The organism is uncultured Caldilinea sp., from assembly GCF_937128415.1.
Classification (GTDB): Bacteria; Chloroflexota; Anaerolineae; order Caldilineales; family Caldilineaceae; genus Caldilinea.
The window spans coordinates 25,765-38,881 of record NZ_CAKZMJ010000070.1 but is presented as its reverse complement, the minus strand read 5'-3'; the positions used below and the strand labels follow the sequence as shown (position 1 = coordinate 38,881).

Annotated in this window: 9 protein-coding genes; 1 reads left to right on the top strand and 8 read right to left on the bottom strand. The window is 64.0% G+C overall.

Annotation, left to right across the window (positions count from 1 at the left end; genetic code table 11):
* Positions 1-18: 18 nt before the first annotated feature.
* Positions 19-2,796, bottom strand: coding sequence for an HAD-IC family P-type ATPase (locus tag Q0367_RS13630; RefSeq protein ID WP_297640434.1), 2,778 nt, complete (start codon positions 2,794-2,796; stop codon positions 19-21).
* 192 nt (positions 2,797-2,988) lie between these two features.
* Between Q0367_RS13630 and Q0367_RS13625 the strand changes: the two genes are divergently transcribed.
* A complete protein-coding gene (locus tag Q0367_RS13625) occupies positions 2,989-5,502 on the top strand; it encodes a ligase-associated DNA damage response DEXH box helicase (protein ID WP_298982857.1) in 2,514 nt (837 codons plus the stop codon).
* Position 5,503: 1 nt separating this feature from the next.
* On the opposite strand, the gene Q0367_RS13620 is transcribed toward Q0367_RS13625, so the two are convergent.
* From Q0367_RS13620 to Q0367_RS13590, 7 genes are all read right to left on the bottom strand, one after another.
* Complete coding sequence (locus tag Q0367_RS13620; RefSeq protein ID WP_298982854.1) at positions 5,504-7,666, bottom strand: O-antigen ligase family protein; 2,163 nt, start codon at positions 7,664-7,666, stop codon at positions 5,504-5,506.
* Positions 7,667-7,715: 49 nt separating this feature from the next.
* The gene (locus Q0367_RS13615) at positions 7,716-9,125 is read right to left on the bottom strand and encodes an 8-oxoguanine deaminase (protein ID WP_298982852.1); all 1,410 of its coding nucleotides are present in this window, start codon (positions 9,123-9,125) and stop codon (positions 7,716-7,718) included.
* Between the two features lie 213 nt (positions 9,126-9,338).
* The gene (locus Q0367_RS13610) at positions 9,339-9,635 is read right to left on the bottom strand and encodes a MoaD/ThiS family protein (RefSeq protein ID WP_297640427.1); all 297 of its coding nucleotides are present in this window, start codon (positions 9,633-9,635) and stop codon (positions 9,339-9,341) included.
* Positions 9,632-10,747 (bottom strand): sialidase family protein, encoded by a 1,116-nt coding sequence (locus Q0367_RS13605; protein WP_298982850.1) that lies wholly within the window; start codon positions 10,745-10,747, stop codon positions 9,632-9,634. Before Q0367_RS13605 ends, Q0367_RS13610 begins: the two co-directional genes overlap by 4 nt.
* An 84-nt stretch (positions 10,748-10,831) precedes the next feature.
* Entirely contained in the window at positions 10,832-11,593 is a 762-nt protein-coding gene (locus Q0367_RS13600; RefSeq protein ID WP_298982848.1) for a VOC family protein, read from the bottom strand.
* Positions 11,594-11,640: 47 nt separating this feature from the next.
* The gene (locus tag Q0367_RS13595; protein ID WP_298982846.1) at positions 11,641-12,540 is read right to left on the bottom strand and encodes a VOC family protein; all 900 of its coding nucleotides are present in this window, start codon (positions 12,538-12,540) and stop codon (positions 11,641-11,643) included.
* Positions 12,541-12,686: 146 nt separating this feature from the next.
* A complete protein-coding gene (locus tag Q0367_RS13590; protein WP_298982844.1) occupies positions 12,687-12,893 on the bottom strand; it encodes a hypothetical protein in 207 nt (68 codons plus the stop codon).
* Positions 12,894-13,117 lie beyond the last annotated feature (224 nt).

Below are 13,117 nucleotides of genomic sequence, written 5' to 3'. Positions count from 1 at the left end.
AAGGCTCTCGGCAGACGGTCACCTCGCCCCGAAGGCGGCAAAGGCGTCTCTCGGACTTCGACTGCGCACCCACTTGAAGATCTCCATCGCCGCCAGCACGCTGAGCGCCAACGCCAACATGAGACCAAATTCTTGCAGGTTGACCGGCGCAATGCGCAACAGCTCCTGCATGAAGGGGATGTGCATGGAAAGCATGTGGATGCAAAAAGCCACGACGACGCCGACGGTGAGAATACGGTTGTTGCGCAGCGGCACGCGAAACGCCGACGTGTATTCTGAGCGGCAGTTGAAAACATGCACGTTCTCAAAAAGCACCATCAGCAGAAGCAACAGATTGCGCGCCGCAAATTCATCGTAGCCTGCGCGGAGCAGCCAGAACCATGCGCCAAAGGCGATCAGGCCAATCGTTAAGCCGGAGACCAGCGTCTGTTGCACCATGAGCGGGTTGAAGATGCCTTCCGTTGGCTTGCGCGGAGGACGACGCATCGCGCCCGGTTCGCCCGCCTCGAACGCCAGCGCCACATCCTGAATTCCGTTGGTGACCAGGTTCAGCCAGAGCAGCTGCACGGCAAAGAGCGGCAGAGGAAGGCCGCTGAACACCGCCAGGGTGAAGAGCACCACCTCGGCGAAGCCGGTGGAGATGAGCAGATAGGTCACTTTGCGCACGTTGTCGTAGGCGAAGCGCCCTTCTTCGACGCCGGCTTCAATCGAGGCGAAATTGTCGTCGGTGACGATGATCGATGCGACGTCCTTCGCCACATCGGAGCCTGACCCCATCGCCACGCCGATGTTGGCGGCGCGCAGCGCCGGCGCGTCGTTGACGCCGTCTCCGGTGACCGCCACAAAATGGCCAAGTCGGATCAGCGCCTCGACGATCGCCAGCTTTTGCATCGGCGTCACGCGCGCAAAGACGCGCGCCCGTTGCACGGTCTCGATAAACGCCGGCGTATCTGCAGGACCCACCTCCGCCAACATCTTCCCCGTCACAATTTCCTCCGCACTGGAGGCAATGCCGAGCTCCCGCGCGATCGCAAGCGCTGTGGCCGGATGGTCGCCGGTGATCATGGCAACGCGGATGCCCGCCTCCATGCATTTTTGCACGGCAGGCTTTGCCTCAGGGCGCAGTGGATCGATCAACCCGACCAACCCCACCAGGGTCAACGGGGGCAGCCTGTTGTCGTCAAGCGCGACGTCCTCGTCGCTGACGCAAGGCGCTGTTTCCGCCAGTGCAATCACGCGATAGCCGTTAGCCGCCATCGCCATCGCCGCCTGTTCGATGGGCGCCGCAACGATGGTTTCGACGCCTCGGGCGGTGTGCATGTGTGTGCAATAGGGCAACATCACCTCCAGGGCGCCTTTGACGGCGATCCGACCGGCGCCGTTCCAGCGGTAGGCGGTGGCGGCGTAACGGCGGTCGGACTCGAACGGAACCTCCGCCACGATCTGGACGGCTTCGCGGGCTTTCGTCGGGTCGGCGCCGATTTTATAGGCGAGGGCCAGCAGGGCGATGTCGACGGCGTCGCCGTGATACTCCCATGTCCCTTTGTCATAGACAAGATGTCCTTCGTTGCAAAGAATGCCGATTCGCACCAGCGCCTCGACGCGCGCTTCCGTAAATTCATCGAGCGGCGCGCCGTTTTTCATCAGGACTTCGCCCTGGCCGCTGTACCCCTCGCCCGTCACGTGCAATGTCAGACCATCGGGAAAGACCAGCTTGCGCACGGTCTGTTTGTTGACCGTCAACGTGCCGGTCTTATCGCTGGCGATGGAGGTGCAACTGCCCAGCCCCTCGACGGCAGTGAGTTTGCGCACGATCACGTTGCGTTTGGCCATGCGATGAGTGGCGATCGAGAGCGCTACGGTCAACGCCACCGGCAACCCTTCCGGAATCGCCGAGACGGCCAGCGCCACGGCCATGAAGAAGACTTCGTTGTAGGGAATGCCACGGGAGACGGCGATCAGCGCCAGCAGTGCGCTGGCGCCTAGCACGGCGAAGCTGACGTCGCGGGCGAAGCGCTCCATGCGGATCACCAGCGGCGGCTTGGCGGTGTCGGCGGTGGTGGTGGCCGCGGCGATTTCGCCGACGGTTGTGCGGGCGCCGGTGGCGAAGACGACGCCAACGCCCCGGCCTGTGATCACCATTGAGCCGGCGTAGACGAGGTTGACGCGCTCCGAGAGCGGCAGGTCGCGCCCCAGCGCGCCGGCACGTTTCGGCGCAGCCAGCGACTCGCCGGTCAGCAACGATTCATCCACCGTCAAGTTGTGGGTGTGCAAAAGGCGAATGTCCGCCGGCACGCGGTTGCCCGACTCCAACAGCACGATGTCGCCTGGCGTCAGCTCCTCCGCATCCATCAGGCGTTCTGCGCCGTCACGGCGCACGCGGACGTAAACTCTGAGCAGGCTCTGCAGGGCTGCGGCGCTTTTCTCGGCTCGCCACTCCTGAAATGCGCCGAGGCTGGCGTTCAACAACACGACGGCGAAAATGAAAACGGCGTCCTTCACGTCTTCAAGCAAAATCGAGACCACGCCCGCCACCAACAGCACGTAGATGAGTGGGCTTTTGAATTGATGGAGGATGATCTCCAGCAGCGTCGGCGGTGGGCGCACCGGCAAGATGTTGCGGCCAAAGCGCTGCTGTCGCACCTCCGCCTCTTCGCTGCTCAATCCGTCGAGCGACGTCGCCAGGCGACGCAGGACTTCCTCTTCGGAAAGCGCGTGCCACTCTGCACCGTCGATGTCCAGAGGCGTCTGCACCCGTTGTCCGAACGCGTCCGATGCCTTCAGCTTCTCCGTCATAGTCGTTGATCCTGTAGAATAATGACGTTGGCGCGCTGATGGCGGGAAGGCGTCAAATCAGCCGGTTCTGTCGCTGGTTCTACGAATTCTGATTTTATTTTCAACCATGGCCATTGTGCACAAGTTCAGGTTTGATTCCAGGTGGACCTCTGCGCCTCGCAGAGACGGTGAACTACGTTGAGATATGTTGTCGTGAACTCAATCGCCCCTGAACAACTTGCAATCGCCCGCCAAACCATCGACGCGTTCTATGCCTCGCGCAGTTGGACGCCTTTTGACTTCCAACGCGAAGCGTGGCGCGCCTATCTCGCCGGGGAAAGCGGCCTCATCCATGCGCCGACGGGCATGGGCAAATCCTATGCGGCGTGGCTTGGCCCGGTGATGGAATGGATCGCCGAATATCCAGAGCCGGCGGAATGGGCTCGTCTGCCTGCGCCGCCGCTGCTCGTGCTCTGGATCACGCCGCTGCGCGCGCTGGCGACCGACACAACAGCTGCATTGCAGTCCGTCGTAAATTCGCTGGGGCTGCCGTGGACGGTCGAAAAGCGCACCGGAGACACGAGCGCAACGCTCAAAGCGCGACAGCGCACGCGGCCTCCGACCGCGCTGGTGACGACGCCGGAAAGCCTCTCGCTTCTGTTGTCCTACGCAGAAAGCGCTGCGCTCTTTCGCCATCTGCGCTGTGTGGTGGTGGACGAATGGCATGAGTTGCTGGGCAGCAAGCGCGGGGTGCAGACGGAGCTGGCGTTGGCCCGTCTGCGCCGATGGCGGCCTGACCTGCGCGTGTGGGGGCTTTCGGCGACGCTGGGCAACCTCGAGGAGGCGCTGGCAGTCTTGATGGGGGCTGCGCCGTCAACCGGTGCGCGCCTGATCGCCGGCGACGTCCAGAAAGAGATTCGCATCGAAACGCTCATCCCGGACGACATCGAGCGCTTCCCCTGGGCCGGACATCTGGGCGTGAAGCTGCTGCCGCGCGTCGTCGAGGCCGTGCAAGAGGCGCGCTCGACCTTGATTTTCACCAACACGCGCGCCCAGACGGAGCTTTGGTTTCAGGCCTTGATCGAGGCGCATCCAGCGTTCGCCGGCGAGATCGCGCTGCATCACGGCTCGCTCGATTCCTCCTTGCGCGCCGAAATCGAGGATCGCCTGCGCGATGGCCGGCTGCGTTGCGTGGTCTGCACCTCCAGCCTCGATCTCGGCGTCGATTTTTCGCCCGTGGATCAGGTGATTCAAATCGGCAGCCCCAAAGGCGTGGCGCGGCTCATGCAGCGCGCCGGCCGCAGTGGTCATCAGCCGGGCGCCGTCAGCCGCATCCTCTGCGTTCCGACCCATGCGTTCGAGCTGATCGAGTTCGCCGCCGCCCGCCAGGCGATCGAGGAGCGCATGATCGAAGCGCGCACACCGCTGCGCAAACCCCTCGATGTGCTGGCGCAACATCTGGTCACCGTCGCGCTGGGCGAGGGTTTTGTCCCGGAAGAACTGTTCGACGAGGTGCGCACCACCTACGCCTACGCCGACCTCACCGATGAAGAGTGGCGTTGGGCGCTTGGCTTCGTCAGCGACGGGGGACGCGCGCTGCACGCGTACCCGCAATACAACAAACTGAAGCCGGAAAACGGTCGCTATCGACCGGCCAATCGCCAGATCGCACAATTCCATCGCATGTCGATCGGCGCCATCACCAGCGACGGGATGCTCAAAGTGAGTTATCTCAAAGGCGGCTCGCTGGGCAGCATCGAAGAATCGTTCATTGCGCGGCTGCGGCCGGGGGATCGCTTCATCTTCGCCGGCCGCGCGCTGGAGCTGGTGATGGTCAAAGAGATGACCGCTTATGTGCGCAGAGCCAGTGGCGCCGACGGCGCTGTGCCTCACTGGATGGGATCGCGCATGCCGCTCTCCTCTCAACTAGCCGGGGCGGTGCGCGTCCAGTTGGCCGCCGCGCGCGATGGACGCTTCGCTTCGCCCGAGCTGGCCGCCGTTCGCCCGCTCCTTGCGTTGCAGGAGCGGTGGTCGCGGCTGCCGGCGCCGGGTGAGCTGCTGATCGAATCCACAAAGTCGCGCGACGGCTATCATCTCTTCGTCTTTCCCTTGGCCGGGCGACTTGTACATGAGGGGCTGAGCGCGCTGGTCGCCTATCGCATGGCGCAGGAGGCGCCGCGCACCATCAGCGCCTTCGCCACAGACTACGGCTTTGAGCTGCTCTCGCCGACGCCCTTTGCGCTCACCGAAGCCGACTGGCGGCGCCTTCTGCGCGTCGAGCATCTGTTGGAGGACGTGCTGGCGTGCATCAACGCTACGGAGCTGGCGCGGCGACAATTTCGCGACATTGCACGCGTTGCAGGGTTGATCTTCGCCGGCCATCCCGGCAGTCGCAAGAGCGCGCGGCAGCTCCAGGCTTCCAGCGGCCTGATCTTCGACGTGTTGGCGCAGTACGACCCGGAGAACCTCCTGCTTGATCAGGCGCGGCGCGAGGTGTTGCAGCAACAGCTCGAACTCACGCGGCTGGAGGCGACGCTGACCGCCCTCGCGCACCAGGAAATTATTCAAATTGAGACGAAGCGTTTGACGCCGTTCGCCTTCCCGATTTGGGCCGAGCGCATCCGCACGCAGGTCAGCAGCGAAGATTGGAGCGCGCGCATGGAGCGGATGGCGTTGGAGCTGGCGCGCGTGGCGGATCGCGACGGACGTCGCCGGCCGAGGAAGTGAGTTATCTGGCGGTCTTCCAATGAAACAGCAGCGTCCAGGTCAACATCAATTCCGGCAAGGCGTAACTCACGTCGATCAGTCCATGCGCCAGGGCTGCGAACGCCGCCGCCAGGCAACCCAGCGCCAGCGCCGCTTCGTCGCGTTGTTCTGACGAGCCCCGCAGCCATCGCCAAATCCCCCATATCCCCACTCCCCACCAGCTTACACCCAACAGGAGACCCACCAGCCCTAGCCGCGTCCACCAATCCAGCACGAAGTTATGGGGATGATTGAGGTTTGGCTCCTGCCACGCTTCCGGCAAGAGGTAGACGCTGCGATAGTGATAGAGGAACTGATCGGGGCCGACGCCGAGCCAGGGATGGTCGAGCGCCATCGCCCAGGCGCTGCGCCAGAGCTGTAGCCGTAAGAAACCGGTGCCCTGCTCGAAATCGAGCAGGCGCTGAAAACGTTCGGCGCCGAGGAAAGGCGTCAACACCAACGCGGCCAGCAAGAGGAACGCCCCCAGCGCCAGCAGCGGCTTGAGCGACGCGCGGCGGCGCCTGACCATCCAGACGCCTCCCGCCGCCAGGGTGAGCGCCATCGCCGGCGCGGCGAGCAAGAGCGCACCTTTGCTGAAGGTGAGCAGCCACGCCAGCGCCTGCACTGCGGCCAGGGCGCCCCAAAACACGCGGCGCCGCCATCCTTCGACAAAGAGCGCCAGGCTGAGCGTCACGGCCAGCGTGCGGTCGAGATAGAGCGCCAGGTTGTTGGGTGAATCGTACAGCGCCTGCACGCGACGCACCCCTTCCGCCGCCGAGACAAACCCCTGGCCGCTGACGTACCCCCACAGGCCGATCAGCGCAACGGTTGTCGCACCGAGTAGCCAGCCTGCAACGAGCAGCTGACGATCGAGGGCCGGTTCCCATGAGAGACGCACCACGCCGATCCCCACGCCCCCGAAGATCAGTGCAGACAGGAAGACGACGCGCCATTCGCGCAGCGCCAGCGCCGGATACCACACATCCAGGCTGGCGATCAGCGCCCAACTCCCGATCAGCGCCAGCAGCCAGAGCGCAGCCCGCTGCTCTCCTTCCAAGGATGGGGCGCCGGGCGGACGTTTTTCGCCGGACAGCGAGCGCAGCGCCCAATGCCCGGCGAGCGTGGCTGCGCCGCCCAGCACGCCAACGTCGACGATTCCCAGCGCACGCGTGGGAAGCAGCGGCAGATCGACGGCGTAGGCGAAGGGCAGGGCGAAGAGCAGCGCCGCTAGCCAAAGCGCCGGACGCACCACTCCCGCTGCAGCGAGTAGAAGCACGCCCGCCGGCGCCAGCAGCCAGCGGTCGAGCGCCGTCCCGGCGATCGTCAGCGCCGCGCCCAGTCCAAAGGCGATCCATGCGCCGCGCTGCCATGAAGGCGAGGAGAGATCGAACCGGCGAAGCCGGGGCAGAGGCGACCGTGAAAGTTTTGCCTTTAGCGTCGGCGTCAGCGTTGCAGCCAGAAACCAGAATCCGGTCATCATCAGCAACGCGCCCGGCCATTGCGGCGCAGGCAGAACCGGCAACCGCTCGCCGGGGCGATGCAGCGCATGCGTCGGCGGGTCCACGGCGACCCCACGCAAGGGCTTTTGCCCCCATCCGCGCCAGAACTCCAACCGCACGACGTGCGCAGAGGATGCGGGCGCCTCTGCGCGCTGTGCATGCCGGTGAATCTCCACCCAGCGCAGCCGCCTGTCCTCCGGCGCGCCCGCCAACTCAGGCGCCAGCAGCGTCCTGTAGCCTGCAGCCGCGCCAAGGCTGTTGACATTGCCGGGGATATTGACCAGCCGGTTGGCCGGTCGATCATCCACCGTGGCGTAAAGATAAGCCCAGTAGTCGCCCGGCGCAAGGAGCAGCCACAAGGCGTCGCCAGCGTAGGTGAAGGTGATGACGCCGGAAGGTTCGGAAAATGGATCGGTCGGTTCGGATGGATCGGCTCCGTTTGCGTCCACCGTCCAGCCAGGGGAGAAGGCGAGAGCCGGACTCTCTACGCTTGCCAGCGCGCCGGAGGTCAATCTCGGCGCCGGCGTCAACGTTGCGCCGCAGTCGGCGCAAGCGCGTAACGGCGACGTCAGCGCCAGCCAGAGCAGGCCGAGGGCGAGCGCAGCCCCGCCGATGGCCGCCGGCACGCGCACTCTGATCGATTGCATCGTCGTCCCCGTCCCGTTCGTTCCAGGTTGGGTGAACGTCAATTGCGCCCTACCTTCCCGCCCGCTCCACCAATGCGCGCGCGGCGCGGTTATGGCGTTCGACCAGGGTCGGCAGGTCGAGGTGCAGCGGCGCGCCGTCGGCCACCAGCTTGCGCCCGTTGACGATGGCCCAGTCCACCGGCTGCGGCTGGCAGAAGACCAGCGCAGCCACGGGATCATGCACGGCGCCGCCGGCGTGCCAGAGCGTATTCAGCCGGAAGGCGACGATGTCGGCGGCCATGCCCGGGGCCAGCGCGCCGATGTCGTCTCGCCCCAAGACGGCTGCGCCGCCCAGCGTGGCGATCTCCAGCGCCTCGCGTGCCGTCATGGCGCGCGGGTCGCCCAGCACCCGCTGTAAGAGCAAACACTGTCGCACCTCGTTGAGCATGTGGCTGCTGTCGTTGGAAGCGCTGCCGTCGACGCCGAGGCCGACCGGAACGCCCGCGTTGCGCATCGCCCGCACCGGCGCAATGCCGGAAGCCAGCCGCATGTTGCTGGTGGGGCAATGGGCGACGCCGGTGCGCGTGTGTGCAAAACGTTCGATTTCCCGTGAGTTGAGATGGACGCAGTGCGCGTGCCAGACGTCGTCGCCCGTCCAGCCGAGCTGCTCGGCGTAGTCGCCGGGGCGATGGCCGAAGCGCGCCAGGCAGAACTCCTCTTCATCCTTCGTTTCGGCGAGATGGGTGTGCAGGTGGACGTTCATCGCCGCGCCGAAGCTGCGCGCCAGCGTCGCGCTTTCGCGCATCAGGTCGGGCGTGACGCTGAAAGGGCTGCACGGCGCCAGCACAACGCGGCGCATGGCGAATCGATTCGGATCGTGGTAGGCCTCGACGACGCGGCGACAATCGCGCAGGATGGCCTCTTCGTCCTCGGTGACGCGGTCGGGGGGAAGGCCGCCTTTGCTTTCGCCGAGGCTCATGCTGCCGCGCGCGCCATGGAAACGCACGCCCACCGTTTCCGCGGCGGCGAATTGATCGTCGAGGCGACAGCCGTTCGGCCAGAGATAGTGATGGTCGCTCGACGTCGTGCAGCCGGAGAGCAGCAGCTCGGTCAGCGCCAACTGCGTGCTGATAAAGACGTCGTCGGGCGTCAGCTCCGCCCAGATCGGGTAGAGCGTCTTGAGCCAGTCGAAGAGCACGGCGTCCTGCGCAGATGGGATGACGCGCGTCAGCGTTTGGTAGAAGTGATGGTGTGTGTTGACAAAGCCGGGCAGCACGATGCGTCCGCGCGCCGGGATGACTTCATCGGCGGCGTCGCGCAGGGCGGCGGGCAGCTCGCTCGTTGCACCCACCCAGATGATGGCCGGCCCCTGGGTGACGACTGCGCCATCGTGAATTTCGCGGCGCTGCGCATCCATCGTGACGACGAGATCGGCGTGTTCGATGCAGAACGATGTTGCGTGAGATGCAGGCGTCTCCATCGGCTACTCCATCCTGACGATGATCGATATCGGCGACCGCCCGAAAATCGGAAGGGCGGCGGCTTGTACAATATCGCATCGCCCGCAGCGCGTCAAACGAGAGGGCGTTTGAGCAGATTCCGATGTCAGGCCGGAGACGCGAACTGTAGGTTCGGCCTCCGGCCGGACGCCTTTGTGTGAGCGTATGAAGCGTAGATCGCTTTCCCTTGCGTTTCATCCTCCTGCCATGGCGCCGACGATCAACAACGGCTCTGCGCCGGACGCCACTGCGGCGGGCAGCGGCGCGTCCGGCGACTCGTGGGAGAGGTCTTGACCGCAGGCGAAGAAGCGGATCAACGACCGGCGCCGGCCGGTGTTGCGATTGCGGATCGTGCCCCGCAGCATCGGATGGGCCGCCTCCAGTGCGTCGAGCACTGCGGCCAGCGTGACCGGCTCGCTCACTTCCAACTCGATCTCTTTGCCGACGTTCGCCAGCGTGCGCAGATGGTGAGGAAGAACGACGCGTATCATGGCAGCGTTTGCACCTCAACCGAAAGCACGGGAGGCAGATGCTGCACAATCGCCGTCCAGTGATCGCCGGAGTCGGGCGAGACGTAGACCTGCCCGCCGGTCGTGCCAAAGTAGACGCCGCACGAATCCAGGGCGTCGACCGCCATGGCGCTGCGCAGAACGTTGACGTAGCAGTGCGCCTGGGGCAGCCCGTCGGTGAGCGCCTCCCACTCGTTGCCGCCGGTGCGGCTGCGATAGACGCGCAGCCTGCCCTCCGGCGGATAATGTTCGGAGTCGCTCTTGATCGGCACGACGTAGATCGTCTCCGGTTCGTGGGCGTGCACGACGATCGGAAAGCCAAAGTCGCTGGGCAAGTTGCCGCTGATCTCATACCAGTTCTCGCCGGCGTCGTCGCTGCGCATCACATCCCAGTGTTTTTGCATGAAGAGCACCTGGGGCCGCGAGGGATGCATGGTGATGCTGTGCACGCAGTGGCCGATCTCGGCTTCAGGGTCGGGCAGCTCCCAGTTGGATTTCAACCCGTGAGTGGCGGGGCGCCAGCTCTGGCCGCCGTCGTCGCTGCGAAACGCGCCTGCTGCGGAGATGGCGGTGAAAAGCCGCTCCGGATCGGTGGGATCGATCAGGATCGAATGCAGGCACATGCCGCCTGCGCCCGGTTGCCAGAGGCTGCCCTTCGCCTTGCGCAGCGCAGGCAGCTCCCGCCAGCTCTGGCCGCCGTCGTCGCTGCGGAAGAGGGCGGCGTCCTCCACGCCGGCGTAGACGACCTCCGCATCGATTGGCGACGGCTCCAACACCCAGACGCGCTTGAACTCCCAGGGGTGCTGCGCGCCGTCGTACCATTGATGCGTGCCTAGAACGCCCTCGTAAGCGAACTCGTTGCTCACCGGCGTCCACGTGGCGCCGCCGTCGTCGGAGCGCTGAATCAACTGACCAAACCATTCGGTCGACTGCGAAGCGTAGATGCGGTCTGGGTCAACGGTGGAGCCTTTGATGTGATAGATTTCCCAGCCGGCGAAGAATGGGCCGCTCACCTTCCAAGCTTGCCGCGCCTCGTCGGAAGTCAGAATAAAGGCGCCCTTGCGGGTGCCGACCAACACGCGGACGGTCGCCATGAATTTCCTCCTTTGTGATGATCATACGTGTTGCGTGTTGCGTATGCGTCGTGCAGCGCGAAGTCGCATCAACGCAACCCTGTTTCACGCCGCGGCGGGCAATTGAATGACGCTGAACAACGCGCCGTAGGGATCGGCCACGACGGCGATGCGCCCATACGGCGTGTCGACCGCTGGCGCAGCGATGGAGCCGCCGCCGGCGGCGGCGCGCTCAACCGCTGCATCTGCGTCGTCGACGGCGAAGTAGCCCATCCAGTGCGGCGGGGCGTCGCCCCATTCCGCATCCATCTGTTGCACGCCAAAGCACATCTCCTCTCCTCGGCGCAGGATGAAATACGCTCCGCCTTGCGGGCTTGGCGTGAGGCCGAAGAGCTTGCCGTAGAAATCGCACGCTGCGGCTGCGTCGCGCGTGTTGACTTCGCTCCATGCAATGCCGCCGTGTTCGCCTTCCACGGCGGCGCCGATGAAGCGGATCGGCTGCCAGAGGCCAAAGACGGCGCCCGTTGGGTCTGCGCAAATGCTCATTTTGCCGGCGTCGCCGATGGTCATCGGCTCCAGAAGCACCCGCCCGCCGAGCGTCCGAACGCGCTCGGCGTCTCCTTCGGCGCCGGAAAGAAAGATTGTCCAGGCGGTGGGCATGGCGCTGTCCGGCTGCGACGGACCTAGGCCGGCCGCCGGGCGCCCCTGCGCCAGGGCGTAGTGGTAGTGCATCACCTCTGCGCCGAGATCGAGAAACTCCCAGCCAAACACTTGATGATAAAACCGCTTTGCGCCTTCCAGGTCGGGCGTGGCCAGGTCCATCCAGGTGAACGCGCCGTGGGAGCGCGGGGTCGTCTGCGTCGTCATGGTTCCTCCTTTTTGTACAAGGTTTTGTGAAAAACTTTCTTTTTGCGTTACGCGGCCCAAAACGCTTGCTCCAGCGCGGCGAGATCGAGCTTTTTCATGGGGAGGAAAGCCTGTGTGACGCGCGCGATCTGTTCTGGAGAGCCGGTGCGCATCATCTCGTCCATCGCCGTTGGGACAATCTGCCAGGGGACGCCGTAGCGATCTTTCAGCCAGCCGCACTGTTCGGCTTCTGGAACTGCGGAGAGGCGCTCCCAGTAATCATCGATCTCCGCCTGCGTCTCGCAGTTGACGATCAACGAGATAGCCTCATTGAAGGTGAACTCGTGGGGAAAGCCGCTCTCGCCGAGGGTGAATCGTTGATTTTCCAAGAGGAAGTCGGCGAATAAAATCGCCTCTTCTCGGTCGGTCGTCTGCCCTGGGCCGTACCGAACCACGGATCCGATGGCGGAGTTCCGGAAGACCGAGGTGTAGAAATGAAGCGCCTCCTCCGCCTTGCCGTAATTTTCCCCAACAAAAAGCAATGAAGGATAAACCGTCGGCAAACCAGCGCTCGGTTCGCCGGAAGCGATCAATTGCCAGGAGACGCCGTAGCGGTCTTTCAGCCAGCCGTAGCGTTGGCTAAAGGGGGGATATGCGTCGAGCGGCATCAGCGCCTGACCGCCTTCAATCAGCCGATGCCAGAGAGCGTCCACTTCTTCGGCGGAGGCGCACTGCACGGTGAAGGAAATGGAAGGATTGAACTGAAACAGCGGACCGGCGCTGATGGCGTAGAAAGGTTGTCCCATGAGCTCGAACAACAGGCTTTCTACATCGCCGGATGGCGTGTCGTGCAGCACGGTGACGTAGTCCAGCCTGGAATTGGGGAAGATCGAGATGTAAAACTGCGCCGCCTCGACGGCTTCCCGATCAAACCAGAGATGAGGGGCGATTTTGTGGGTGATGGTCATTGAGTTTGTTCTCCATGTCGAGTCGTTGATCAGGCAATTCAAGGAGACGTTGAAAGATGAAAAAGGTGACGACGGAATGCTGTTCCCAAAGATCGACGTCAATGAACGGCGCTCGATCCCCCTAGGGTTTCAGCGCGCATAACGCCTCACGAATCTCGCCTGGATGATACGCTGCATTTGCCTCCAACCGGAATGGACGCCTTCTCCGCCGAAATGGCCGCCAGTGTTTCAAAAAGCGAGGTCCCGCGGTCGAGAAAGCAGCCCCGAACGTTGTCGAAGGTTTCATCGAGCAAGCCGTATAGGGCAGCGATGAGATGCTCCGTCGAGAGCGATGTTGGGATCGATGCAGTCATGACGCCTCCCCCTCCTGTTGAAATCGTGCGATAGCGGCATTATAGAACAAATGTTCGCAATTGTCAATGACTTTTGTCAAATTGACCAAGTTTTTATTTCAGGCTGTTTGTTATGACGACGTCGGCGCATTACGATGGAACAAGCAGAGCGCAGCGAAGAGAAGCGGCGGCGGGGCTTTGGGCTCCAGGTCACCCAACGCCCCCCATTGAAGTAGGAGCAGAGC

Bases quoted from the DNA above. Each gene is read 5' to 3' on its own strand.
- Q0367_RS13610 (WP_297640427.1), bottom strand. From the start codon at position 9,635: ATGATACGCGTCGTTCTTCCTCACCATCTGCGCACGCTGGCGAACGTC.
- Q0367_RS13600 (WP_298982848.1), bottom strand. From the start codon at position 11,593: ATGACGACGCAGACGACCCCGCGCTCCCACGGCGCGTTCACCTGGATG.
- Q0367_RS13630 (WP_297640434.1), bottom strand. From the start codon at position 2,796: ATGACGGAGAAGCTGAAGGCATCGGACGCGTTCGGACAACGGGTGCAG.
- Q0367_RS13620 (WP_298982854.1), bottom strand. From the start codon at position 7,666: ATGCAATCGATCAGAGTGCGCGTGCCGGCGGCCATCGGCGGGGCTGCG.
- Q0367_RS13615 (WP_298982852.1), bottom strand. From the start codon at position 9,125: ATGGAGACGCCTGCATCTCACGCAACATCGTTCTGCATCGAACACGCC.
- Q0367_RS13595 (WP_298982846.1), bottom strand. From the start codon at position 12,540: ATGACCATCACCCACAAAATCGCCCCTCATCTCTGGTTTGATCGGGAA.
- Q0367_RS13590 (WP_298982844.1), bottom strand. From the start codon at position 12,893: ATGACTGCATCGATCCCAACATCGCTCTCGACGGAGCATCTCATCGCT.
- Q0367_RS13605 (WP_298982850.1), bottom strand. From the start codon at position 10,747: ATGGCGACCGTCCGCGTGTTGGTCGGCACCCGCAAGGGCGCCTTTATT.